The sequence below is a fragment of the Aquiflexum gelatinilyticum genome, assembly GCF_024813435.1.
In the GTDB taxonomy this organism is placed as follows: domain Bacteria; phylum Bacteroidota; class Bacteroidia; order Cytophagales; family Cyclobacteriaceae; genus Cognataquiflexum; species Cognataquiflexum gelatinilyticum.
The window spans coordinates 474,196-499,002 of record NZ_JANAEZ010000003.1; the positions used below are offsets into that span (position 1 = coordinate 474,196).

Sequence of the window (24,807 nt, forward strand, 5' to 3'; positions counted from 1 at the left end):
GAAATTGGCTTTATTTTTTTCCAAAAATTAATATTTTATATTTAGTACTGTAAATTTCCCAAACTCAAATTCAACCCAAAATACATACCCTGCTATGCATAATTTCCCATGGTATAAGTTTTATCCAAAGAATGTCAAAACCGACATTGATATTCAGGCATACAGTTCTGTTGTCAACCTTTTTGAAGAAAGTGTCAAAAAATTTGGCAATTCCACCGCATACGAATGTATGGGAAAAACCATGACATTCAATGAAGTGGACAAGTTGTCTCAAGACTTTGCTTCCTATCTACAAAATCACCTTAAGCTGAAAAAAGGAGACAGGGTTGCGATTCAGATGCCCAACTGTCTCCAATATCCTGTGGCGATGTTTGGCGTGTTGAGAGCCGGAATGGTGGTAGTCAATACCAATCCGCTTTACACACCCACCGAAATGAAGCATCAGTTCAATGACTCCGGTGCCTCAGCTATCGTGATTTTGGCCAATTTTGCCTGCAATCTGGAAAAAATCTATGAAGAAATTGAAGCCAAACATATCATTATCACCGAGCTAGGCGATATGCTAGGAGGCCTTAAAGGAACCATTGTTAATCTGGTAGTTAAATATGTCAAGAAAATGGTACCGGCATACATCCTTCCAAAAGCCATTAGCTGGAAAAAGGCAATGTCTTTGGGCTCCGGAAGCAGCTACAAAAGGGAAGAGATGACCTTAGAAGATGCGGCATACCTTCAATATACCGGAGGAACCACAGGCGTGTCCAAAGGTGCTGAACTGACTCACGGAAATATCTGTGCCAACATGCAACAGATCTCAGAGTGGATGAAACCAAAGTTGAAAGAAAGGGAAGAAGTCGTCATTACTGCACTTCCTCTTTACCATATTTTTGCGCTGACGGTAAATTGCCTCGCGATGATGAAGATCGGAGCCCACAATGTGCTGATTACTAATCCCCGTGATATGCCGGGATTTATCAAAGAACTCAGCAAAGTGAAATTCACGGTCATCACAGGTGTAAACACCCTTTTTAATGGTTTGATGAACGCTGAGGGATTTGCAAATCTTGACTTCTCAACACTCAAAGTGGCAGTCGGTGGTGGGATGGCTGTACAGGAGGCCACAGCCAAAAAGTGGGAAAAAATCACCGGAGTACCATTAGCTGAAGGGTATGGATTGACAGAAACCTCACCCGTAGCCACCTGCAATCCTATAGATGGAACAGAAAGGATCGGGACAATCGGGATTCCATTGCCCAATACTGATGTCAAAATCATAGATGACGAAGGCAATGATCTTGGTATAGGTCCCCGTGGAGAAATCTGTATCAAAGGACCACAAGTAATGAAAGGCTATTGGAACAGGCCTGAGGAAACCGCTAAAGTAATGGAGGGAGAGTGGTTCAAAACCGGAGACATCGCCATTTTGGATGAAGATGGTTTTGTCAAAATCGTCGATAGGAAAAAAGAAATGATTCTTGTTTCGGGATTCAATGTCTATCCAAATGAGGTTGAAAATGCCATTGCACTTCATTCAAAGGTGTTGGAAGTCGGGGTCATTGGCATGCCCGATCCAAAATCCAATGAAAAAGTAGTGGCCTATGTCGTAGCAAAAGACAAATCAGTGACCGCCGAAGAAATCATTTCCCTTTCCAAAGAAAGCCTGACCAATTATAAAGTTCCTAGGGAAGTGTACTTCGCTGATGAACTTCCAAAATCCAATGTGGGTAAAATCCTGCGTAGGAAAATTAAGGAAATGCATGAAAAAACAATTTCGGCCTGATTTGTAAATCCGAAGAACAAAAAGGATGCGACACTTTGAAGAGTTCGCATCCTTTTTTATTTTAATCCAATAAACCCAAATTTTACCCAGATGCAATTCGACTACATCATTATCGGTGCAGGTTCTGCAGGATGTGTTTTGGCAAACAGGCTTTCTGAAAACCCACAAAACGCAGTCCTCCTAATAGAGGCAGGTTCTCAGGATAAAAAATCTGAAATCCAAATACCCGGTGGTTATGGAAACCTTCACGGTACAGAGGTGGATTGGGCATTTTGGACAGAACCCCAGTCAAATGTAGATGGAAGGAGGCTTTACGTACCAAGGGGAAAAGTTCTAGGTGGAAGCAGCAGCACCAATGCCATGGCGTATGTCAGAGGAAATAAGCTTGATTTTGATGAATGGGAAGCTTTGGGAAATAAAGGATGGGCTTATGAGGAGGTGTTGCCCTACTTCAAAAAATCAGAACACAATGAGGATTTTTCTGGAAAATTTTATGGGAAGCAAGGTCCTTTGCACATAGCCTATTCCCATCAACCACACCATCTAGGACATGATTTTATTGAGTCCTGCCAGAGAAATGGGATTCCCCACAACAAAGAATACAACGGCGATAACCAGTTTGGGACCTCTATGCTTCAATTCAATATCAAAAACAACCAAAGGCAAAGCACGGCAACCGCCTTCCTCAAACCTGTCTTACATAGAAAAAATCTGGTGGTAAAAACAGGATGCACTGTTACCAAAATCCTGATCGAAAACCTAAAGGCGACTGGTGTGGAAGTCATCAATGCAAAAGGTGAGAAAGAACTTATTGCAGCAGCCAAAGAAGTCATTTTGAGTGCAGGTGCGATAAAGTCCCCACAGATTTTGATGCTTTCGGGGATCGGAGACCAGGATTACCTTGCCAAATTTGGGATCAATCCTACCCACCAACTTCCGGGAGTGGGCCAAAATTTGATCGACCATATTTGGTCAGGGGTGAGTTCTTGGTCTACTGTCCCAACTAATAACCATACCCTTAAACCCCTCCAAATGGGGAAAGCGATTTTACAATACCTGCTCTTCAAAAAAGGGCCTTTGGGCAATAGCCCTTTGACGGCCAATGCTTTTTTAGCCAGCGAAAAGAATTCGGAAAGGCCTGACCTTCAGTTTCATTTTGCAGTTACCGCCATCGCAGAAGATTACAGTACTGATATTTATAATTTGAAGACTTTTCCCAAACAAAGTGGCTTTTCAATTATGGTGATTTTGATCAGACCGGAAAGCCGTGGATTTATTGGTTTGAAATCTGCCGATCCTATGGAAGCTCCTTTGATCCAGCCCAATTTTCTTTCGGATAAAAGGGATTTGGAAGTGTTGCTCAAAGGTATGGTGAAAGCCAAGGCCGTCTTAGAGACTTCTCCTTTGAAGGATTTCAGTGAGTCAGGGATTTATTTACCCAAGAAATTTGATGAAAAGGGCCTAACCGAACATATCAAGAAAAGCTTGGAAACTCTTTACCATCCGGTCGGCACTTGCAAAATGGGTCAGGACAATATGGCGGTTGTGGATGAAAAGCTCAAAGTCAAAGGGATATCAGGACTCAGGATTGCCGATGCCTCCATCATGCCCACCATCATCTCCGGCAATACAAACGCAGCCTGCATCATGATAGGGGAGAAAGCTTCGGATTTGATTTTGTTTTCCAACAAGTAATCAATCTCGTTGAAAAATATAGTCGAATCTCCCAAAACGGACTTCGTATTTTTTTCCTGAATTATTCATGGCTGTAAAACCAAAAGTGCCTGCTAAGGCATTTGTACCGGGAATATACTTCACGGTAATCTGACCGGATTCCGCAGGAGTTCCCAAATCTTCTTGTTCTGAGTAGGTAATTATTTTGCCAATTACGTCGGGATTGTCCAAGCTGAATTTTTTCCCAAAACCATTTTCCATTTCTTCCCAATCTGTTTGGGTCAGTTTCTCAAGAGAAAAGAAAATGGTGACAAAAGCATTTTCTTTATTTCTTTCAACCAAATGAAAATTAAAAGTAAGGCTCGTATCGGCCTGATTTAGTAAATATCCCGAACTTTCTGTTCCAAAAATACTGTAGTTTGGGTAGTCAACGAATGGCATATTGTTGATCATGGCACCGGATTGATTTTTGCCTGACTCCGAATAAACCGGCAATCTTGGATTGATCGGATCGGGGATGAATCCGTCACAGGAATAAAAAAGGAAAACCAATGCGAGCAGGAGAATAGCTTTAAAACCTGATTTTTTCATGGTGGATGTTTAATTGGAGGCCAAGCATAATAGTGGTGGTATATAGGTCGGAGATCCTTCCTTGAATCCCCTCTATCGGGTCAATGTCATAATAATCAAGGACAGGAGTAAGTCCAAATGATGCTCTCGTATAGAACGAAAGTCTCTTCGAGTTGAACAGATCCACGCCAAAAAACACGGCTTTTTCGTTTTTTCTAAAAGTAACATCCTCGCCTACATTTGAACCCATAAACCTGTTGAATTCAATACCGCTATGAATTGAGAAATCTTCTATGATGGCATATTTGACCATCTGTGCAAAACTTCCGTATTCTAGATTGACGCGATATCTGCTACCGTCAAGCCTTGGGGTATAGCCTTTTTGTACAAGTATTAAATCAGTTCTCAAACTTAAGTTTGGGATACCTTTTATCGGAACAACTTCAATATTTGCACCAAGATGAAGGCTCATTTGTCCCTGAGTTTTCTCGAGAAGGCCATCATGCCTGACATTGGAATAATTGGTGCCAAACATCATCCCGACCTGGGCAAAACCTTCCGGAATCTGAATGAAAAAAACGAAAAAAGTAACCACTATAAACTTGTATCTCATCAAGGAAAACAATTTATGGTTTGACAAAAAGGACAGCCGAAAAGCTGCCCTCTTTACTTGACGAATTAAGCCAATAGTATGTCCTGAATTGGTAAAGCTTTCTTTCACTAAAATTCTTTGTTTTGTTTTCCAAATTCGAAAATGTTTAAATCCTGAGAAAGCATTTACTCAAAAAGATTTTGTGTTATTTTTAACATTGCCTAAAACAACCAACGTATGAAACTGAAAATCAGCCTCTTTTTTCTTTCCCTTGTATTCCTTGCTTCCTGCCAAAAAACCGAAAAATCAGAAGTCGAAGAAAATAAATACAAGCTCCTAGCCGATGAAATGGAGAAATCACTTCGGGAAAATCTTTTGGAAACATGGTATCCCAAAGCGGTTGACTTGGATTCGGGCGGCTATTTCAGCAATTTCACCTACGACTTTCAGCTCAAAGACAACAGTCAGGAAAAGATGATTGTGACGCAAGCAAGACACCTTTGGTCCAATTCCAAAGCCTCAGCACTATACCGTAGGCAGAAGCATTATGCAGACGGTGCCAAACATGGTTTTGAATTTCTGAGGGATAAAATGTGGGATTCAGAAAAAGGGGGTTTTTACCAATTGGTCAGCCGGTCAGGAAAGCCGCTTTTGGACAAATCCCCTCATAAAACAGCATACGGAAACAGCTTCGGTATTTATGCTTTGGCCGCCTATTTCGGTGCAACAGGCGATTCTGCAGGTTTGGATATGGCAATCAAGGCCTTCAGATGGTTGGACGAACATAGCCACGATCCGGTGCATAAGGGATATTTCCAGCATTTGGAGCAGGATGGAACCCCGGTAGTCCGTCCTGCAGACACGCCTTCTACTTCAGAACTTGGCTACAAAGACCAAAACAGTTCGATCCATTTGTTGGAAGCATTTACGGAATTGTATATGGTCTGGAAAGACCCGGTATTGAAAGAAAGGCTGGAGGAAATGCTGCTTCTCGTCAGGGATACCATTACCAATGACAAGGGTTCTTTGGTGCTTTTCTTCCAACCGGATTGGACGCCTGTTTCTTTTCAGGACCAATCCGAGGAAGTCATCATGCAGCACAAAGGTTTGGACCATGTGTCTTATGGACATGATGTAGAGACCGCATACCTGATATTGGAAAGTTCGCATGTGTTGGGTTGGGAAAATGACCAAGAGACATTGACCAAAGCCAAAAAGATGGTGGACCATGCGCTGAGCCATGGATGGGACAATGACCTTGCAGGATTTTTTGATGAAGGCTATTATTTCTTGGGGGAAGAAACACCAAGGGTTATCAAGGATACCAAAAACTGGTGGGCACAGTCGGAGGGGATGAATACCCTTCTTCTGATGTCGGAATATTTCCCCAATGATGAATGGGATTACTTTGGGAAGTTTGAGCAGCTCTGGAAATACAATCAGGATTACCTCATCGACCATGAGCACGGAGATTGGTATTCAGGAGGATTGGACAAGCAGCCCGAGCTCAAAACAGCCGACAAAGGACACATCTGGAAAGCCAATTACCATCAGTTCAGGGCGATGCAGGGGTGTATTGAGAGATTGGAGAAATTTTAAAATTGAAAAATTACAAAATTGAAAAATTGGAAGATTAAGGAGAAAAGGTTTAAAAGTTCCAAAGTTGAGAAAGTTGGAAGGTTAAAAGAGTCCACGGTCGACCGTCGACAGTCGACCGTGGACATTTTTCACTGAATAAAATACACCTCAGCAATCTTACCATCTTTGATCTTGTAAATGGCGATGGCGTGCATGGGAGGGTCGTTTTTGGAAATGGTGACTTCTTCCTGATCGATAACGGTATTTCCCATAACGATGCGGTTGACCAACTTGCAGTGTAGGTCAGGCGTCCGTGCAAACATCCTTCCGTAGATGTCATACATTTCTGTTTTGCCTTCATACAAAAATTCATCTGGGAATTTGTACACCTTTACATTCTCCGCATAGGGTGCCACAAAAGCATCAATATCTCTCTTATTGTAGGCTTCAAGTTGCTCTTGTGCCAATTTCTCTGATATCTCTTCCACTTTTTCCTGCGCGAAAATTGTTCCTGTCACCAAAAACAGAATGAATGTTAATTTAAATTTAAACACGTCTGTTGTCCTCCTGCCAATTGGTGATTGCCATCTTGATTTCTTTTGCTTTTAAATTTTCTTTGATCGCTTTTTCCATCAAAGGAAGAAATTCCTCATCTCCTGCAAATCTCAAAGCGATGATTTGGGAAAGCCTCAATTTACTTTCTTTTTCTTTAAATGACTTTCCTGTCAATTCAAAATAACGGAATCTCATCTCCAACCTGATAATCCTGTCCTGATTTTTGAGACCATAATATCTCGCTACAAAAGGCAATAACAAAAGCACTGTGGCCGCGATTAGGTGGTAAAAAGAATAAAGAAGATCAGTACCGCCCATGATGGAATGGATAAGATCCGCGACTGTCCAAAGGAAAAATGCCAGTGCTAATGGAATTAAAACATAATTATGGACTGCGAAACTGCGGGTATGGTTCTTGTAATTTTGCATAAAAATGGTTTTGGATTTTTCTGAAATTTAAGCCCATTCTGACCAATTATCAAAAAGATGAATTGATCGGAAAGTTATTTTTTAATTTTAAAAGCTATGAGCCTCACAAACAAATTCTTATTCCCCAAAATTCTCCTTATCCTGATTTTGGTTTTGAATTTTCAGAATGGATTCAGTCAGGAACCTTCTTTCAAAACGGAGATTTTGAAATGGCCTGATGGAAAAAAAGCAGCCATTTCCCTGACCTATGATGACGGGACTTACAACCAATTCCGTGTCGCGCTGCCCATCATGGAAGAACTCGGGATGAAGGGGACTTTTTATATCAACACGGGAGAAATTCCATCATCTCAAACCCGTGCGCAGTTTTTTGGAAGGGATCCAAAAGTGATCCTCGCGGAGACAGCTTCTATTCCTACCAATGAAGAAAATATTTTTGAAAGAGCCTCTTTGATCCGTTTTTTGGATATGCCGGACGCTGTTTCTTACCATGATCGATCCGGTTCCACCTATGAACAAGGAAGGGTAGAGCAAGCCTGCAAAATACTCGATGAAGGATTTGCCAAGGCTAGGGAATTGAAAGTCACAGAACTTGTCTATCCCAAAATCATTGATGGTCCGATGATCGATTGGGACGAGATCCGAAAGTATGCCCAAAACGGCCATGAGTTTGGGGTTCACACGATTTCACATCCAAGGTTGGCGGTGTTGGATGAAAAGAATCTGTTGTTTGAATTGGAAGCCTGTCGGGATGAGATTGAGAGAGAATTGGGAAAAGAGCAGCTTTTTTCAGCCGAATGCCCTTTTGGAACTGAAGATGAAAGGGTGATGGAATATGCTTTGGAGATGTTTCCGGCTCTGAGAAATAGAATGCCTGAGGATTATCTGGAGGAAATCAACCGTTCAGGGAAGTTTGATCCGGATCAGGATTACAGCAAAGAATACATTCAATGGCAACGAGGTCCCTTGTCCAAAACAAGTCCTGAACTCATGAATTCATGGGTCGATGACATCCTGACAAGGGAAGATACCTGGATGGTTTTGGTATTTCACGGCATCGAAGGGATCGGTTGGGAAGCCATTCCGGAAGACAGAATCAGGGCTTACTTTGAATATATCGCCGGCAAATCCAAGGAAGTTTGGGTGGCACCTTTCAGGGATGTGACCCAATATATGAGGCAAAGGATGAATATCAACATGATCAAGACGGTCAAAAAGGATATGATTTTCCTAAAGTTAGAGTCGGATTTGGACCCGTATTGGTACCGGCAATTATTAACAATGAAAACCTACATTCCTACTGATTGGGAGTCAGTCACTTTCGTTCAAGGTGGGAAAACCGAAACTCTTGAGGTCCAAAAGGATACCGATGGATCATTTGTCCAATACAATGCTGATCCACACGGAGGGGAATTGGCTTTGAAAAATGTAAGCCAATAAGATTTTTGAAAACCTTGTCTTAATTTTTACCTTCGTGCTTTTAAAATAATAAAACACACCATGGATTTCAGAAAATTGGATCAGGATCTTTCAGTCCTTGTTGAGAAAAAAATCGCTTTGAGCAAAATCTCCTATGCCGATGCGGCTTATGATGACATTGAAGAGGAACTTCATGATTTGGAAGATGACTTCAATGAGGAGTTCGGGGATGAATTGGAAGCCATTTTGGAAAAAATCTACAACCAATTGAAATCTGATAATGATGTGTTGTTACCTTCCGCCTATTTGGCCAATAATTACTCGCCTTTAGCTGCGGATTCTTTTGGAAAAGTGACTTATGAGGTCAAAGGAAAAGAAGGCGTTCCGGTCGAATCAGAACAGTTTGACAAAATGGATGTTAGGATTGTTCTTGTCCCAAATCCTTCAAGGTTTATCCTTCAGATCAATGGTAAATCTATGAAAGACCTTTGGGTAGGGAGGTGAGTTTGAATTACGAATTAAGAATTAAGATTTGCGAATTGTGATTTGGGAAGTCTGTCAGTAGGAGGTTAGGAAGTTGAAAGTTTCCAGTGTTCAGTTGGCAGTAGTCAGTCGCTGTGGGCAGTTTACAGTGGTGAGAATGCAGTTTGTAGTGATCAGTACAATTATCAGTGGTCAGTATTCAGCCGCCATGATCTTTACCGGACGGTTCTCTGGAATCAGTTAACCAATAACCAATAACCATTTTACCTTTAACCACTAACCAATCACCCCAAATCCCAACTTTTCTCTCACCTTGTTCAAATAACTTCTTGCGATGATTTTTGCTTTGGCTTCACCTTCGGAAAGCCTTGCCTCCAATTCTGCAGGATGGGTCATGAAGTAATCGTAAAGTTTTCTCTCTTCTCCATATTTTTCCAAAATCAAAGCCATGAATTCCTGCTTTGCGTGGCCATACCCGAAATTTCCCGCGAGGTACTTTGATCGTAATGCTGCGGTTTGGTCTGCATTGGCTACCAAAGAATACAATTTAAACACATTGCAGGTATCCGGGTTCTTGGGTTCTTCCAATGGCGTACTGTCGGTAATGATGGAGTTGATGTTTTTTTTCAGTTCCTTTTCCGGCAGGAAAATATCAATGTAATTGTTGTAAGACTTGCTCATCTTCTGTCCATCAGTTCCGGGAATGATCATCACATCTTCACTGATTCGGGCCTCAGGAACGACTAGGATTTCCTCATCTACGCGATTATTGAAAGTTGTTGCGATGTCCCTTGCAATTTCCAAATGCTGGAGTTGGTCTTTTCCCACCGGAACAATGTTTGCACCGTACAGAAGAATATCGGCGGCCATCAAGACAGGGTAAGTAAAAAGTCCTGCATTCACATCTGCCAATCGGTCGGATTTGTCTTTGAAACTGTGGGCATTGGCAAGCATGGGGTAGGGGGTAAAACAACTCAGGTACCAGGTCAATTCAGTTACCTCAGGAATCATCGATTGCCTGTAAAAAACCGTTTTGCTGATGTCCAAACCGAAAGCCAACCAAGCTGCCGCTACTGCCAATGTATTCTCTTTTCTCAGATTCCCATCCTTGATAGAGGTCAGGGAATGCAGGTCTGCAATGAATATATAAGAATCGTTATTGTCTCTTTTGGTTAACTCGATAGCAGGGACGATCGCACCCAATATGTTTCCAAGATGGGGCTTGCCTGAACTCTGTATGCCTGTCAGTACTCTTGCCATTGTTTTAAAATTTGGCGCAAAATAAATAAATCAGGGTACAATTCGCTGGTTTTTTATCGTTATTTGCCCGTATGAAAAAAAGAGTGTTGTATCTATCTGGTCTAATCCTGCTGACAATCAGCAGCCTTCCTCTCGCTGGCCAGACAATTGAAAGAAAGACGCTGACTTGGGAAAAGAGAAAAATTGATATCGGTGCCGTATTGCAGGAAAAAGGAGCAGTTGAAGCGGAGTTTTTTGCGCTGAATGAAAATCAGGACAGCATCTATATCACAGATATTTTTACAGATTGTGGCTGTACCACCGTCCAATATACCAAGGATACCTTGGTCAATGGGCAAATAGCTTCTCTCAAAGTAAAGTTCGACCCTGACCAAAAAGGAGGGGAATTTTCCAAAGGCATTATTGTCAGGACCAATTTGGATATCTATGGGGATACTTTGTTTTTGGAAGGAATCAACATGCCGATTCCTGAAAATGCTGAAATGGCTTTTCCCCACCGTGTCGGGACTTTGGGTTTTAGGCTGACAGCTGTCAATATGGGTTACATTTTTACCAACGAACCAAAGGTCAAATATGTGGAGGTCTATAATTTTGGAAACAGCCCCATCGGTTTCAAAGAGGTTCAGGATAAAATCCCCAATTATATGGCGGTATCATTGGAACCTAGCCAACTTCAACCTTTGCAAAGAGGACTTTTGGTAATGACATATGATGGAGCTGCCAAAAATGACCTGGGCTTTTTTGATGAGGTCATCAGCATCGGGCTAGATCGGGATGACCTGAACCTTGGTATCAGGGTGATGTCTGTGGTATATGAATACTTTCAACCTGTGCCAAAAAGCCTGGAAAACAGGGTTCCGAAATTGGGAATTGCCAATGTAGAGATTGACTTGAGGGAGATTTCTGCCAATTCCAAAGTGTCCCGATCCATCACTATGACCAATATGGGACAGGAACCGCTGAATATCAGAAAAGTGGCAACCAACTGTGATTGTGTAGAAATTGAATTGGATAAAAATGACCTTCAATCAGGAGAAAGCACTGAACTCAGGTTTACCTTTGATCCCAAAGGAAGAAGGGGAATCGACCATAAGCACATCTCCATTTTCAGTAACGATCCTTTGAATCCTGTTAGGACAATAGTGGTAAGGAGTAGTGTGAAATAGATGGTCAGGTTCAACTTCGAAAGGGAAAAACATTTTCTTTTATCAAAGAATAGTCCTTTAAATGAGAAATTTTACTTTTTCTAATTTTTAAAAAGGTATTTTGTTTTAGAAGTAACTTGGAGTAATCCTTCTTTATATCCTGAACATGAAAGGTTATTTTTCCATTCGGAACTGAGATTACTTTCCGTCGGTTTGAGACCGATCAAAGCACTGTTTTTTAATTTTGGCCAAATTGGAGATTATCAAAAATCATCAATTGAAAAAGTGAAAAATTGAACTCATTCATTTTAAAATCGTATTAAAATTAGGGATTTTCAATACTTTGGTACGATAAATGTTTAAATTTAGAGTAATCAGAAATCCTGAAGTTTTATATTTTCAACTTAAATAAAATACAGCTATGAGTTCAACAAAATTTATTTTAGGAGCATTGGTGGGTGCAGTGATCGGTGTTCAGATAGGAATATTGATTGCACCGGATAAAGGTGAAAATACCAGAAAAAAAATCACCAAGAAGAGTGGAGAATACCTTGACGAAGCAACAGGAAAACTCAATTCGTTTTTTGAAGGGCTTACCAAAAAGGTATCCGATGTGAGCAATGAAGTTGACAAATTGGCTAGAAAGGCCAAGTCTGAAGTGGATAAGGTTACGAAATGATCAAATTCAAAAAATAAAAAGGGGGATATTTTCCCTCTTTTTATTTTCTTTCAACCTACAAATCAAAATTTTTTCATAAAAATGAAATCCCTGGATTTCAGATTTTGATAACTCAAATCGAGTCAAGCGGTTTTTAACTTTTGTTACGTTTTCAATTTATTATTTTGGAAAATATCAAGTAGAAAGTATTTTTTTTATCTTTTAGAAATAATCAACCCAAAAAATGTTTGTTAAGGTATTTTTGGTGTGCTCTATCACTTTCATTTCTTTCAACCTTTTTGGACAAGAAAATGTCAGTGACTACCCTATCAGAATCAACTCCGCGCCGGATTATCCGATTGGTGAGCATATTTCCTTTTGGAAAGACAATGGTAATTCTGCTCCGGAAGAAGCCTTACGAAAATTTCAACAGGGATCTTTTTCTCCTCTTGCGCATCCCACCTTGTTCAACAAAGGATATACTGAGTCCATTTGGTGGTTTGCATTCCGGATTGAAAATGAGCTTGACTCTAAAAACACAGTCATTTTCAGTCCTGCAGGTGCTGCTATAAGAGAAGGAACCATGTATACTTTTGATAATAACGGGAAACTTATAGAAACGGCTTATTCGGGATTTATCCATGCAGGTCAATCGCGGGATATGCATTCGAGGTTGAATTCCTATGAATTGATTCTTCCTGCAGGAGAAGGCTTTACATACCTTTTCAAACTGGATAGCAGAGGATTGAATACCTATGTGCCTTTTTACCTTGATGAACCTAATTCCTATTGGGAATATGAAATCAGCAGGACGGCCTTTTTCGGGACCGTTACGGGAGTGCTCATAATGGCAGCATTATTCGGTTTGTTTTTGTGGGCCTATTTCAGCGAAAAGCTGTACATCATTTTTGTTGGATATTTGCTTTCCTGCCTTGCATTGATCCTTGAAGAAGACGGTTTTCTTTTTCTTTGGATTTATGGTGATTATCTTGGAAGATTTTCATCGATCATCATCCCGTTTTTCAGCCTGATGATGTCAGGAATGCTCGTGATATTCATCATCCGGTTTTTTAATTTAAATGCCGGAAAAAACAAGCTACATACTTACGCTGTCCAATACATCAAGGCAGTTTTTACCTTTAGCCTTTTGCTTTTTTCTACTTTGTTGTTTGATTGGAACCCAAAATTGAACCTGATTCTGACAGGCACCGGGTTATCACTTTCTTTTACCAATATGTTGTTGGTGATACTGATAACTTTTTTCCAGATCAAAGCAAAAAAAGAAATCGCCTATTATATCCTGTTGGCCAACCTGATGTTGGTTTTTGGATTTACTAACTACATTCTGAATCTGACAGCAGTGACCGATTGGCATCCCCTAAAGCCAAACGGATTGATAGTAGGGTCCATTTTCAATGTTATTTTACTTACAATCGGGATTATCCATAGGTACTATTTTATGAAAAAGGAAAAGGAACTGTTGGACCGACAGTTTATAGAACAGGAAAGGAATATCGCAAGGAGTATCATAGAAGCACAGGAGCGGGAAAGGCAAAGAATAGCCAAAGACCTTCACGATGATCTTGGGGGTTTGCTTGCTCTGATCAAATTGAAAGTAGATAGTTTGTTTTTGGAAGCTGAGACTATGCAAAAAGAATCAAAGACAGGATTGGCTGAAACCCAAAAATTACTCATTATGGCAATCCATGACCTCAGGTTTATTTCCCATGAACTGATGCCAATGGAAGCTGCCGAAAAACGGTTAAAAACAATGGTGTCAGAGGTCCTAGACCTTGTGACGATCCAAAACAAAATTTCGATTACCTATAATATTGAAGATTTGCCTTACCTTACTTTGGATACAAAAATCAATCTTTTCAGAATCATCAAAGAACTGCTTAATAACATTATCAAGCATGCTGAAGCCAAAGAGGCTGATATTCAGTTATTCTATGATGAGATTGATCAGACAGTGACATTGATTGTAACTGATGATGGTAAAGGTATTCCCAAGGAAATTTTGGATAAACCCAATGACGGCATGGGACTAAGAAATCTCCAAAAAAGAGTTGACTATCTTAGAGGAAATTTACATTTTGATTCCAATATAAATGGCACCACAGTAATAGTCACTATTCCATTTCAACAGATCACCCAAACCAATGAGTACACAGATAATTATAGCAGATGACCATGAATTATTTACTTCAGGCTTAGACAATCTTGTCAGTACAAATCCAAATATCAAGGTATTGGCGCATTTCAGAAACGGTAAAGAAGTCCTTACTTACTTAGAACGTGGAAACAAAGCTGATGTATTGATCCTAGACCTCAATATGCCTGTGATGGACGGACTTCAATTGCTTGGGCATTTGCAGCGGGATTATCCGGTTATTAAGAAGCTCGTGATCAGTATGCACCAAACAACATCTTCTATTGAGTTGTGCAAAAACCTTGGTGCTGATGGTTTTATTGGCAAAGACTCCTCACTTCATGTAATGTTGAATGCCCTGAATGTAATTATTGAAGGAGGTAAATTCTTTCAGGAATCCAATCAAGTGGTTTTTGATTCCGAAGGAAAGGGCTTTTACGAAAAACTAAATCATCAATATAAGCTTTCAAAACGGGAGGTTGATATTATCCAACTTATCCTCAATCAATATGAAAGCAGCGAAATCGCTGATAAACTCAACCTCAGCCCGCTTACAGTAAAAACCCATCGCAAGAATATTTTCAGAAAACTTGGAGTCAGGAACCTGGCAGGATTGGTGGCTTTGGTCAAAGACCATCCGAGACTTTAACAGTAATTGGGTTTTTTGAGATCTTAAGTTTTTATCACGACTTGTTTGAAAAATACTCCTTTTGGGGTATTTCAATTCTTTGATTATTTATTGAATTTTACAATACAAAGATTCAAAACTTCCTGACATCAATATTAAGATTATCCCTTAATTGAACATTTTTTATCGACCATCGCTGTTGCTGATTTTTTTCGGCAGCAGCTTTTTTTATGAAAATCTGAGAAATGAAATAAAACTGAATTTAACTTTAACCGATTTTTACAAATAAGAAAAGACCATATGAGATTATTAAAAATCACCAAAATCATTTTTTGAGTTTTCATTTTTTGCCAAACAAAGACCTCTTTTTAGTCTTTGGAATGTCAAAGGTTAGGTAACTTTATTGTACAAAATCAAATGCTTTAATTGAGTTTGATGAATGTAGGCCGGACCATTTGAATTCCAAAAACCTGAATAGCGATGAAAACCTCTTTTAGAATTCTAATCTCTATTTTTTCGATCCTACTTCTTTTGGGATGCAGGGAAGAAGAGGAAGTACCTGTTTATAACCCGATTATTGTGGAAGATTATGTTACCGCATTTGACTTGGTCAAAGTCTATGCCCCCGGCCTTGGAAAAAGTGAACAGATTTTTAAGGGCTATTTTTCAGAAATCATCCAGGTCACTTTGGGCCGCTCCGGAGAGGATTCGTTGGTTTTTATCATGCCTGAGTTGCCCATGGGACGCGCAGAACTCAAAGTAGAGATCAATGGGAAACCGAGGATATGGAAATTTGATCTCGGTATTTATTTTCCTCCTGCTTCAGAATCAGTTTTTGATGGCCTGATCCGAAACAGTGAAGCTTTATTGTCGGAGATGCAAGCCTTTGAATCATTAGAGGGATTTTCTCAGGATTATTTGAAGTGGATCAACCAATTAAAAATGGAATATTCACAACTTAACGAAAAGGAAAAAAAGGATTTCGAAGGTGTTATGACCAAGCCTTTTAATAAATTTTGGCTTAATTTTTTAAAAGATTCTCCCTCGAAACTGAAAGTTCCGGCCTGCGAAGATTATCCCATTATTGATTTTTTAGGGAGGATTAATTTCATTGAAAATTTGTTTTCGTCACCCTTTTCCCCAAGAGGTTTTGAGTATTTAGCAAGGTATACGGAATTGCCTGATTCAAAATTTTATCGATCAATCAAAACCGGAATCGGTTTGTCATTTTGGTATCAAATCGGTCTTATTGAGGCGTTGGCAACCAAAAATTTGACTTGTCCGATCCTCAGGAACCTTGTATTCAAAATACCCGGAGACCAGCCGGGGTCATTTGTTGAACAGCCGACTTTGATTTTCGAGTCAGGTGAAATGAATGAAGTTTATGCTTTTGGGGAATTTCAAAAACCCAATATGATTGGTCTTAATTCCTTTTTTGAAGATCAGTTCAGAGTAAAAGTGGAAAGTTTCAAAACCTTAAAAAAAAGCACCTCCAAAATTCTGGTTATGTTGGATGACAGGGCTGATCTTCCAATTATGGATGATGAACCTCTGTATATCATTCCTGCAACGGCTCCTCTTGAACAAATTCCTTTTCCGTCCTCTTTTCCAATGACGGTCCAAATTTTTGACAATCCGGAGATCAGATTTATTGGATATGTATTTGAAGAGGGTAAATTAAAGATGGAATTAGAAAGCTTAACAGGTTTGGAACAGGATTTTGTTTTGAATATGAACTCTTTAGGTTTTGAGAAAAATGTTCCTGCCAAACTCAAGGTTTTCTGTCCCATGTTGGCACAGGTAGTTTTGGATGAGGGAAAGATCCAGATGGATATACAATACGGTACTACTCCTTATCAGATTACTTGGAGCAATGGGCTGACAGGAACAGGGCCATTTGATTTTGCTCCTGGAGCATACACTGTACAAGTACTGGATTTTAATGGATGTGAAGAGGCAATTGATTTTGAAATGCCGGAATTCAGTACGGTGACTGATATTGATGGAAATGAGTACAAGACAGTCAAGATCGGCAATCAATGGTGGATGGCGGAAAATCTCAGAACAACCAGAAAAAACGATGGCTCTCCAATCACCAAAGTCAGTGCACCTTCAGAATGGGTGGGGAATCCGGATCTAAGCGTTTATTCAGTTCTTGAAACCAAACCGGGAAACGATCAGAAATATGGTAATGTATATAATGGAAAAGCGGTTTGTTGCGAAATCTGTCCAACAGGTTGGGCAATCCCTGAGGGAGAAGATTGGGCACAGTTACAAGATTTTTTAGGCCCAAGGCATGCTACCAAGATGAAAACTTATCAGGATTGGGAAAACAATGTAGTCAAAGGTTCTAATATCAGCGGGTTTTCTGCCCAGCCAACAGGATATATAGAGTGGACTGGCATGTATGAAGGAGAGGGTTCAGTAACATATTTTCGTGTACCTACCAAATCCGAACCTCCCTTCAGCCATAACTTTTTTTTGTTGGGTATAAGCCTAGGTGAAGAGATCTTTGCAAGTGCAGAAAATCCCGGTGGGCTTTATACGGTAAGGTGCGTCAAGGATTGAGAAAGGCCAAATTGTCAAGTCCATATTAAGTGTTACGGTTTTAAAAATAAGTTTTGAAAACAATAGGTTTTGGTTCGGTGGCTTTTTTGTGAAAAACCATTCATTCAGATCTTAAAGGGAGATGATTTTCTTAAAAACTACCTTTGTGCTCAATATTTTTCAGAATTGGAATGACCTTTTATTAGACTTCTGTTTTTTTTGCATTTTCTCTTTAAACTGCCTCATTTCCCATCAAAAAATATTCAAATAAAATGACTAACTTTTCGTTGTTTTGATTTAACCGCATGAAATCCAGGGTCTTACTTTTTATAATTGCATCAATTTCTGTGATTATCTTTTTTTCCTGCAAAGAGGAAGAGGAACCCCTCCAAGTCCTTCCCCCTGTAGAAGGAGGTGAGTGGATAATCTATCAATTGGCCAAAGTCCCTGCAGCGGATATTCCTGTAGAGGACAAGAGTTTTTCAGGGACAATAGGTGGTGTGGAAATCAGTTTGGCCAGAATCCCCGGAGATTCTTTAATTTTTATCATTCCGGATATTGGGACTGGGCCTACTCAATTGAATGTAACTATGGGCAAACAGATCCGGACCTGGGATCTGCAGCTTATCAAATGGCCAAATAACACAGAAACGGGAGTTTTTTTTGATAGATTTCTAAAAAGTGTCCTTGACCTACAAATTAAAATCCAAGAGGTTGATGAACTGAAAGAAATGGTTGTTCCATTTGGATTGTGGATTGGCTTTTTTACCCAAAAGCTGCAATCCTTGTCAGATATTGAGAAAGAGGCTATGGCAGGAACATTTCAAGCGGGACAGAATCACTTGTTTTTCGAAAATCCAAAGAAATCCTTTGAGTTAAGCTGCCTAAATGGTCCTGAAGATACGATGTCCTCCATGACCTATGGGTTTGTGACATATGATATTTCTTATCTGAAGCACATTTCCAAACTTCCCAAAACCCCTTTTCATGAAGCAGTGGTTGCAGGATTTGGTTTGTCTTTTTGGTACCAGAAAATTCTTTTGGAATATTATGCCTATCAGACGCTGTTATGTCCTGTAATTCAAGATGTTCAATTGATAGAATCAAGTACCGGGAAAATACTTCAACCTGGTGACATTGTGAGTATTGAACCTTTGGAGCTGATATCATTTAAAGCTTTTGGGACATTCCGAAAAATCACCAAAACGGACATAGAACAAGGAATAGATGCAATGTTTTCCCCAACTTATGGATTCAGGAGAAAGGCATTGCTTTCTAAATACTTTTCAAGTTGGATACAAACATACATAGAAGATTACAAATGGGATTTGCCTATTCTCAATGAGAGATCATTGGTCTTTGCTCCCGATGAAGCACCGATCACTACAGGTCCGGTAATTGGTCAGTCATGGTACCTGCCTTATATGGATAATCCGGATGTTAGATTGGTTGAAAACAATTTTGTGGGGGACAGTTTAACATTAAAGTTTGAAAATTATCTAGGGGACCCACTTCCATTCAATTTGAAATTAGAACTATGGGCACCTTCCTTCAATAAGGGTTTTGAGGTTTCCGCAGTCCTTCAGACAGGTTGTCCTTTGACAGTGGATTTGTTGATGATCGGTAGGACGCATTCTCTGGATATTGTGTCAGGGCTGCAACCTTACGAAATTACTTGGTCAAATGGAATAATTGGAGTCCTCTCCCAAAACCTTTCTCCAGGTAATTATGATGTAAAAGTTACCGATGCAGATGGATGCGAAAGAACAATACCTTTCCCTGTGCCGGAATTTGGAACGGTGGAAGATATTGATGGAAATGTCTATGAAACAGTCAAAATCGGCAATACTTGGTGGATGACGGAAAACCTGCGTACTACCAGAAAGAAGGATGGGACTGCCATCCAATTGATCGAAGCGGATGCTGCTTGGAGTTCAGCAACAGGACCTGCCTATTCTTGGAAAGGAAATGATTCGGGTGTGGATGAAATCTACGGGAAACTATACAACTACCCTGCAGCCTGCTGTGATATTTGCCCTGAAGGCTGGCGACTTCCGGGTATTGCAGAATTCAGTTCCTTATCGGGTATTTTCGGAATGAAATACGGAAAACACATGAAAGAAGTGAATGGATGGCCAATGGGTTCATTAAAATCTACGAATCTTTCAGGATTACGAATTTTGCCAAGTGGTGCTCGCTCTGGAACAAATGGGAATTTTGGTGGACTGTCAGGAGAATTGGCTACATTCTGGACTAGTGCGAAGGATGCTTATGGATTGCCTCAAATAGGACTTCTCCTAGGATCAGCTGATTTTTTTTCAGTTACTTTTTCCACAAACTCAAGGGATGGTTTAAGTGTACGCTGTGTGAAGTAGTATTTTTTGAAAGGGGAGGAGGATTTTCAATATTGATTTTAGGATGTTTTTGCTCCCCTACTATTTGAATTAAAGAATATTTTCAATTCTCAAAACCAAAACTTGCCACTTTCTCCCCGTTTCCTGCCACTTTCTTGGCCAAACCAGCAATGCACTAAAAGGAGCTGTTTTTGATCGGTATTCTTATTTAACTTTTGCTAACAATAGAAAAAAATGAATGTGTTCATAAGGGGTTTAAATTCAAATCCATTTTTCCTAAACCGGATATTTGGAATTCAATCTAACGGTAGCTTTTTAAAAATAAACTTTAACGACCCCTTTCCTAATAGCCTGGAAAGGGGATTTTTTTGGAATTTTCCTCATCATCCATTTGCCGATGCTGATTTCTAAAAATTGTAATAAAAAGACCAATCCTGCTTTGACCATCAACTAGGTCAAATTTGCCAAATTCTTTCTTTAGGTGACCAATATCTAATTCCGGGTATTATCAGAAAATCTTCTGTTTTAAATTCAAAAACCAATTAGTTACCGATAATCCCAATTGAATTTAGACAGCAACAAATTGAATGGTGTTTGATTGGGTTTTTTGAACCGACCACAGACCTATCATTTAATGAAAAGCAACTTTTACCTAAATCAGAATGTCATGAAAAGAAGAATGAAAGTATGGAAGTGCGCAGTGGTTATTCAGCTAATTTTCTTTACCTGCCTGATAGGTTGTATTGAAGAGAAGGTGGAACCTGATGACCAGGATGATTTAATTGAAGAGGCAGAAAAGGCCAAAAAACAAATTTTAGACCTTATCAATAACGATGAAGAAAACATAATTTGGAAGATTGAGACAGCCCTATTGAAAAATGCAAATGGCATCTTTGATATCAGTGATAATTTTAATGTCAGGGATGATGAATTTATTTTCATCAAAAATCCCACCGCTCCAAACGGAAGGTTATCCGATTCAGACTTTATGGAATGGAGAATTGGCGATGGTATCAATGTCACTGGTAAAACCATTCAAGAATCCAAACAGGAATATCTTTTCCCCAATGAACAATATGGATTTGCTATTGAAAAATTAGGGGATAAATACCAAATTCAATTGGAAGGTGGTAAGATGAATTTTGAGGTTTTCGAAGACAATAAGTTAAAAGGTCAAATTTTTTATAAGGATGAAAATGCTGAACTAGAGGTAGTATTAAGGAGGCAAGAAATCGAAGAAGGCAAATCAAAAATTACGTTTCTGGAATTTGAGCCATTTACCAAAATTAATCTTTCCATAGTAACTGGACATGCCCCTGATCTTACAAAATCCTCAGTAAATAATTCCTTATATTTTTCAGGAAGAGAAGATTCAAATTCTGCACGACCACAGCGGGTAATTAAAATTGACGTTCAGAATAAAGAACAAAAAGAAGTAGTGGAATTGGGGCATCAAGACTTTGTGACAAAAACCTCTGTTGTGATTCAGGATAGGTTATATATTTTTGGTGGTCAAGTGGTTTGGATTTATGACCTGGATCTGAAACTGCAGCAAGATTGGATTTCACATGGAGATACATACACGCGTTTTGGTATGTCCTCAGTACAAGATGATTTTTATATCTATGCAGTAACAGATTTGAACATCGGACAAGAAGCAACTCCTGATATCTTCAAGTTTAACCTGTCTACATTAAAGAAGGAAAAGTTTTTAACTTCTCCTGAGATGAAAACCAACACCCGAGGGGTTATCAATTATGACTATCTCTATATTTTTGGTGGGTCTTCTACATGGATTGGAGGGGAGTATGATGGGTTTTTGAGGAGGATTAATTTAAAAACTAAGGAGTTTTCCAAAAATCCACTTCCGTTTGGTATAGAAAGAACATTTTCTAGCCGAAGAAACCATGAAATTTTTTATATGGGTTTGACTGCAAACAATGAAAAGAACCATCAGCTTGTGATTTTTGACACAAATTCCGAAACCTACAATGTAGTGGATACTAATTTAAAGTTATTGGAACCTGCTTTAAGATCGCAGGTTGCCGGTCTGACTATTATGGATAATTACTTATATGTCCTTTTTGGTGCCGAAACTCCAGGTGTAGAGAAAAAAGATTGGACCATTTATAGGGCTTTGTTACCCTAAACTTTGGATTATTAAGTTTGAAAGAATGAGGTATATACCGTCTTGAAGAAAAAAAGTGGCCCATGAGGTCACTTTTTTTCAATTTCTTCTTTGTAACAATTTCAAAGACTCAATCATTTGGAAGCTTTTTGTAATTTTTTCTTTTTCCTAATGAATACTTAGTATTTCGAAGCTAGTTTATATTTTAATTCTCTGCGACCTCAGTTTCTATGGTGATTTCATTTTTATGCCTCCCTGACTTCGTTGTAACCAATTTCAGGAATCCTCTTAGCGTTTTAGCGCCTTTGCGGGAAACTATTTAAACGCCGATATTCCCGTAATCTCATTTCCCAAGATCAGCAAATGGATATCGTGTGTTCCTTCATAAGTCACGACGGATTCGAGATTCATCATATGGCGCATAATCGGGTATTCTCCGGTGATACCCATGCCGCCGTGGATCTGACGGGCTTCGCGGGCTATCTCCAATGCCATGGCCACATTGTTTCTTTTTGCCAATGAAATATGTGCGGTAGTGGCTTTGCCCTCATTCATCATTTTACCGAGTTTCCAGACCAATAACTGCGCCTTGGTGATCTCGGTCAGCATCTCTGCCAATTTCTTTTGGATCAATTGGAAGGAAGCAATCGGCTTGTCAAACTGTATCCTTTCCATCGCATACCTTGTAGCCGAATCGTAGCAATCCATCGCTGCACCCAATGCTCCCCAAGCGATGCCATACCTTGCCGAATCCAAGCACATCAATGGTGCACCCAATCCGGATTTGTTTGGCAGAATATTTTCTTTCGGAACTTTCACATTGTCAAAAACCAATTCTCCGGTGCAGGATGCCCGCAATGACCATTTGTTATGGGTCTCTGGTGTGGTGAATCCTTCCATCCCTCTTTCGACAATCAAGCCGTAGATTCTTCCGGATTCATCTTTTGCCCAAACGACCGCGATATCTGCTTTTGGTGAATTGGAAATCCACATTTTGGCACCGTTGAGGAGGTAATGGTCTCCCATGTCCTTGAAGTTGGTCTTCATCCCGCTCGGGTTAGAACCGTGGTCAGGCTCTGTCAATCCAAAACAGCCAAGCATCTCGCCTGAAGCAAGTTTGGGAAGATATTTCATTCTTTGGGCTTCAGAACCGAATTTATAGATCGGGTACATCACCAAAGAACCCTGAACAGAAGCTGTACTCCTCATGCCTGAGTCACCTCTCTCGATCTCCTGCATGATGATGCCGTAAGAGATATAATCAAGCCCGCCGCCGCCGTAGGCCTCGGGAATCTGTGGACCAAAAGCCCCTACATCACCGAATTTCTTGACGATTTCATAAGGAAAATGGGCTCTTTGTGCCCAATCTTCTATATATGGACTGATTTCTTTTTTGACAAAATCACGGATGGAAGAGCGGATCAGAAGGTGCTCCTCGGTTAATAAATCATCAACCTGATAAAAATCTACTCCTTCATATAAATCCTGTTTCAAAGATTTGTGTGCGGTGGCGGTATGCTCCATGACTCTTTTGGTTTATTGCTTATTAAAATGGATTTTTGCAACGGATTGTTTGAATCCTGCCTGAAATAAACAAGAAGGTCTGTAAAAAACTACCTTATTGAACAAAAAATTAGCACATGAGTCCAGCCCAGACACAAAAAGACATTTTAGATAAAATAGAGCTACTTCAGCAAAAATTCAAAGCTTCAGGTCAGGACCTATCTTCCTACTTGGAAGGTCTTTTGTATGCTGATTACATGACTTATTGGGATTATATTAATCTGGATATTTTGTTGTCCCTGCAGCAACCCAGAACTTCCTTCAAGGATGAGAAAATCTTCATCATATACCATCAGATCACTGAGCTATACTTTAAGCTGATTATTTGGGAACTTGAACAGATTGCGGAGAAAGAACCTTTGGATGGAAAGTTTTTCAAAGAGAGACTGGAGCGGGTCAATATGTATTTTGACCAGTTGATTTCTTCATTTGCGGTAATGTGGAAAGGGATGGAAAGAGAGCAATTTCTAAAGTTCAGGATGTCTTTGTTACCATCAAGCGGTTTTCAGAGTGCACAATACCGTGTGATTGAAATCCTTGCCTGCGATATCCAACAATTGCTTTTTGTCGACATCAGGGAAAAGATGCAGAGCGAGCAAAATGTGGATGTCTTGTTTGAGAATCTCTATTGGCAACATGGTGCTGTGGAATTGGCTACTGGCGAAAAAACACTGACGCTAAAGTCTTTTGAAACCAAATACAGCAAAAGACTCAAAGAATTTATAACCAATTATAAGAGCAATAATATTTGGAGAAAATACCTTGCCTGGGTCGACAAGGACGAAGAGTTGACCAAACTGATGAAAGATTTTGACCTGAAGGCAAATGTCTTTTGGCCATTGGCACATTATAAATCGGCAGTGAGATACCTTCAGCGCGACCCGGTTGATATTGCCGCCACAGGTGGTACCAACTGGCAGAAATACTTACCGCCACGTTTTCAGAAAGTCATTTTCTACCCGGAGCTTTGGACTGAAAAAGAAAAAGAAGAATGGGGAAAAGGTTGGGTGGTGAAAGAGGTTTTTGGAGAAGAGGTCTAGACAAAAGACAAAAGACACTAGATTCAAGATTGGATCAGTTGTAGGGTTAATGTGTTGTTTAAAATTAAGAATAAGACTTACAAAGCCACACATCTTGAATTAGTATCATTAGTATTAACATTCTGAGTCTAGCAATTCGCTTCTAACTTGAGATTCTTCTCTACACTCAGATTGACGTCTAGGATCAAGTCTCAAATCTCACGTCTTATGTCTCACGTCTCAAATCTCATATCTATTTAAGGATAAATACCTTAC

Annotated in this window: 20 protein-coding genes; 14 read left to right on the forward strand and 6 right to left on the reverse strand. The window is 39.8% G+C overall.

The features are described from left to right. The first annotated feature begins 94 nt into the window (after positions 1 to 94). Together NK987_RS09980 and NK987_RS09985 are read left to right on the forward strand one after the other, a co-directional pair. A complete protein-coding gene (locus tag NK987_RS09980) occupies positions 95 to 1,777 on the forward strand; it encodes an AMP-binding protein (RefSeq protein WP_259263715.1) in 1,683 nt (560 codons plus the stop codon). A 90-nt stretch (positions 1,778 to 1,867) separates the two neighbouring features. Beyond that, positions 1,868 to 3,472 carry a GMC family oxidoreductase gene (locus NK987_RS09985; protein ID WP_259263716.1) on the forward strand — a complete coding sequence of 535 codons (1,605 nt, stop codon included), beginning with the start codon at positions 1,868 to 1,870 and terminating at the stop codon, positions 3,470 to 3,472. Here NK987_RS09985 and NK987_RS09990 read toward each other — a convergent pair whose 3' ends face one another. Together NK987_RS09990 and NK987_RS09995 are read right to left on the reverse strand one after the other, a co-directional pair. Beyond that, the gene (locus NK987_RS09990; RefSeq protein ID WP_258425246.1) at positions 3,473 to 4,042 is read right to left on the reverse strand and encodes a Riean_0653 family protein; all 570 of its coding nucleotides are present in this window, start codon (positions 4,040 to 4,042) and stop codon (positions 3,473 to 3,475) included. Further along, positions 4,023 to 4,634: a hypothetical protein gene (locus NK987_RS09995; protein WP_259263717.1), complete on the reverse strand. Its 612-nt coding sequence runs from the start codon at positions 4,632 to 4,634 to the stop codon at positions 4,023 to 4,025. Before NK987_RS09995 ends, NK987_RS09990 begins: the two co-directional genes overlap by 20 nt. 216 nt (positions 4,635 to 4,850) lie before the next feature. Between NK987_RS09995 and NK987_RS10000 the strand changes: the two genes are divergently transcribed. Then, a complete protein-coding gene (locus tag NK987_RS10000; RefSeq protein ID WP_259263718.1) occupies positions 4,851 to 6,212 on the forward strand; it encodes an AGE family epimerase/isomerase in 1,362 nt (453 codons plus the stop codon). A gap of 128 nt (positions 6,213 to 6,340) precedes the next feature. On the opposite strand, the gene NK987_RS10005 is transcribed toward NK987_RS10000, so the two are convergent. Then, positions 6,341 to 6,745 (reverse strand): nuclear transport factor 2 family protein, encoded by a 405-nt coding sequence (locus tag NK987_RS10005; RefSeq protein ID WP_259263719.1) that lies wholly within the window; start codon positions 6,743 to 6,745, stop codon positions 6,341 to 6,343. Beyond that, positions 6,738 to 7,175: a DUF6526 family protein gene (locus tag NK987_RS10010; RefSeq protein WP_258425250.1), complete on the reverse strand. Its 438-nt coding sequence runs from the start codon at positions 7,173 to 7,175 to the stop codon at positions 6,738 to 6,740. Before NK987_RS10010 ends, NK987_RS10005 begins: the two co-directional genes overlap by 8 nt. A gap of 96 nt (positions 7,176 to 7,271) precedes the next feature. Between NK987_RS10010 and NK987_RS10015 the strand changes: the two genes are divergently transcribed. The 3 genes from NK987_RS10015 (at position 7,272) to NK987_RS10025 (ending at position 9,321) form a co-directional block, all read left to right on the forward strand. Then, positions 7,272 to 8,615 carry a polysaccharide deacetylase family protein gene (locus NK987_RS10015; RefSeq protein ID WP_259263720.1) on the forward strand — a complete coding sequence of 448 codons (1,344 nt, stop codon included), beginning with the start codon at positions 7,272 to 7,274 and terminating at the stop codon, positions 8,613 to 8,615. Positions 8,616 to 8,675: 60 nt separating this feature from the next. After that, complete coding sequence (locus tag NK987_RS10020; protein WP_259263721.1) at positions 8,676 to 9,098, forward strand: hypothetical protein; 423 nt, start codon at positions 8,676 to 8,678, stop codon at positions 9,096 to 9,098. A gap of 73 nt (positions 9,099 to 9,171) precedes the next feature. Then, positions 9,172 to 9,321, forward strand: coding sequence for a hypothetical protein (locus NK987_RS10025; protein WP_259263722.1), 150 nt, complete (start codon positions 9,172 to 9,174; stop codon positions 9,319 to 9,321). 32 nt (positions 9,322 to 9,353) lie between these two features. On the opposite strand, the gene trpS is transcribed toward NK987_RS10025, so the two are convergent. Continuing rightward, complete coding sequence (trpS, locus tag NK987_RS10030; protein WP_259263723.1) at positions 9,354 to 10,337, reverse strand: tryptophan--tRNA ligase; 984 nt, start codon at positions 10,335 to 10,337, stop codon at positions 9,354 to 9,356. An 83-nt stretch (positions 10,338 to 10,420) separates the two neighbouring features. On the opposite strand from trpS, the gene NK987_RS10035 reads away from it, so the two are divergent. From NK987_RS10035 to NK987_RS10065, 7 genes are all read left to right on the forward strand, one after another. Then, positions 10,421 to 11,503 carry a DUF1573 domain-containing protein gene (locus NK987_RS10035; RefSeq protein ID WP_259263724.1) on the forward strand — a complete coding sequence of 361 codons (1,083 nt, stop codon included), beginning with the start codon at positions 10,421 to 10,423 and terminating at the stop codon, positions 11,501 to 11,503. 400 nt (positions 11,504 to 11,903) lie between these two features. Further along, positions 11,904 to 12,161: a YtxH domain-containing protein gene (locus NK987_RS10040; protein ID WP_258425255.1), complete on the forward strand. Its 258-nt coding sequence runs from the start codon at positions 11,904 to 11,906 to the stop codon at positions 12,159 to 12,161. Positions 12,162 to 12,384: 223 nt separating this feature from the next. After that, the gene (locus NK987_RS10045; protein WP_259263725.1) at positions 12,385 to 14,331 is read left to right on the forward strand and encodes a sensor histidine kinase; all 1,947 of its coding nucleotides are present in this window, start codon (positions 12,385 to 12,387) and stop codon (positions 14,329 to 14,331) included. Beyond that, a complete protein-coding gene (locus NK987_RS10050; protein WP_259263726.1) occupies positions 14,303 to 14,941 on the forward strand; it encodes a response regulator transcription factor in 639 nt (212 codons plus the stop codon). The genes NK987_RS10045 and NK987_RS10050 overlap by 29 nt, the downstream gene beginning before the upstream one ends. Positions 14,942 to 15,400: 459 nt before the next feature. Next, on the forward strand, positions 15,401 to 17,488 hold the full coding sequence (locus NK987_RS10055) for a fibrobacter succinogenes major paralogous domain-containing protein (RefSeq protein WP_258425259.1): 2,088 nt from the start codon (positions 15,401 to 15,403) through the stop codon (positions 17,486 to 17,488). A gap of 284 nt (positions 17,489 to 17,772) precedes the next feature. Then, entirely contained in the window at positions 17,773 to 19,842 is a 2,070-nt protein-coding gene (locus NK987_RS10060; RefSeq protein WP_259263727.1) for a fibrobacter succinogenes major paralogous domain-containing protein, read from the forward strand. Positions 19,843 to 20,488: 646 nt separating this feature from the next. After that, positions 20,489 to 21,970 (forward strand): kelch repeat domain-containing protein, encoded by a 1,482-nt coding sequence (locus NK987_RS10065; RefSeq protein ID WP_259263728.1) that lies wholly within the window; start codon positions 20,489 to 20,491, stop codon positions 21,968 to 21,970. Positions 21,971 to 22,264: 294 nt separating this feature from the next. On the opposite strand, the gene NK987_RS10070 is transcribed toward NK987_RS10065, so the two are convergent. Then, on the reverse strand, positions 22,265 to 23,473 hold the full coding sequence (locus tag NK987_RS10070; protein WP_259263729.1) for an acyl-CoA dehydrogenase family protein: 1,209 nt from the start codon (positions 23,471 to 23,473) through the stop codon (positions 22,265 to 22,267). Positions 23,474 to 23,589: 116 nt separating this feature from the next. Between NK987_RS10070 and NK987_RS10075 the strand changes: the two genes are divergently transcribed. Beyond that, positions 23,590 to 24,552, forward strand: a complete 963-nt coding sequence (locus NK987_RS10075; RefSeq protein WP_259263730.1) for a tryptophan 2,3-dioxygenase family protein — start codon at positions 23,590 to 23,592, stop codon at positions 24,550 to 24,552. Positions 24,553 to 24,807: the final 255 nt, after the last annotated feature.

Bases quoted from the DNA above. Each gene is read 5' to 3' on its own strand.
- NK987_RS09980 (WP_259263715.1), top strand. From the start codon at position 95: ATGCATAATTTCCCATGGTATAAGTTTTATCCAAAGAATGTCAAAACC.
- NK987_RS10040 (WP_258425255.1), top strand. From the start codon at position 11,904: ATGAGTTCAACAAAATTTATTTTAGGAGCATTGGTGGGTGCAGTGATC.
- NK987_RS10045 (WP_259263725.1), top strand. From the start codon at position 12,385: ATGTTTGTTAAGGTATTTTTGGTGTGCTCTATCACTTTCATTTCTTTC.
- NK987_RS10000 (WP_259263718.1), top strand. From the start codon at position 4,851: ATGAAACTGAAAATCAGCCTCTTTTTTCTTTCCCTTGTATTCCTTGCT.
- NK987_RS10010 (WP_258425250.1), bottom strand. From the start codon at position 7,175: ATGCAAAATTACAAGAACCATACCCGCAGTTTCGCAGTCCATAATTAT.
- trpS (WP_259263723.1), bottom strand. From the start codon at position 10,337: ATGGCAAGAGTACTGACAGGCATACAGAGTTCAGGCAAGCCCCATCTT.
- NK987_RS10070 (WP_259263729.1), bottom strand. From the start codon at position 23,473: ATGGAGCATACCGCCACCGCACACAAATCTTTGAAACAGGATTTATAT.
- NK987_RS10055 (WP_258425259.1), top strand. From the start codon at position 15,401: ATGAAAACCTCTTTTAGAATTCTAATCTCTATTTTTTCGATCCTACTT.
- NK987_RS10075 (WP_259263730.1), top strand. From the start codon at position 23,590: ATGAGTCCAGCCCAGACACAAAAAGACATTTTAGATAAAATAGAGCTA.
- NK987_RS09985 (WP_259263716.1), top strand. From the start codon at position 1,868: ATGCAATTCGACTACATCATTATCGGTGCAGGTTCTGCAGGATGTGTT.
- NK987_RS10065 (WP_259263728.1), top strand. From the start codon at position 20,489: ATGAAAAGAAGAATGAAAGTATGGAAGTGCGCAGTGGTTATTCAGCTA.
- NK987_RS09995 (WP_259263717.1), bottom strand. From the start codon at position 4,634: ATGAGATACAAGTTTATAGTGGTTACTTTTTTCGTTTTTTTCATTCAG.
- NK987_RS10015 (WP_259263720.1), top strand. From the start codon at position 7,272: ATGAGCCTCACAAACAAATTCTTATTCCCCAAAATTCTCCTTATCCTG.
- NK987_RS10060 (WP_259263727.1), top strand. From the start codon at position 17,773: ATGAAATCCAGGGTCTTACTTTTTATAATTGCATCAATTTCTGTGATT.
- NK987_RS09990 (WP_258425246.1), bottom strand. From the start codon at position 4,042: ATGAAAAAATCAGGTTTTAAAGCTATTCTCCTGCTCGCATTGGTTTTC.
- NK987_RS10050 (WP_259263726.1), top strand. From the start codon at position 14,303: ATGAGTACACAGATAATTATAGCAGATGACCATGAATTATTTACTTCA.
- NK987_RS10020 (WP_259263721.1), top strand. From the start codon at position 8,676: ATGGATTTCAGAAAATTGGATCAGGATCTTTCAGTCCTTGTTGAGAAA.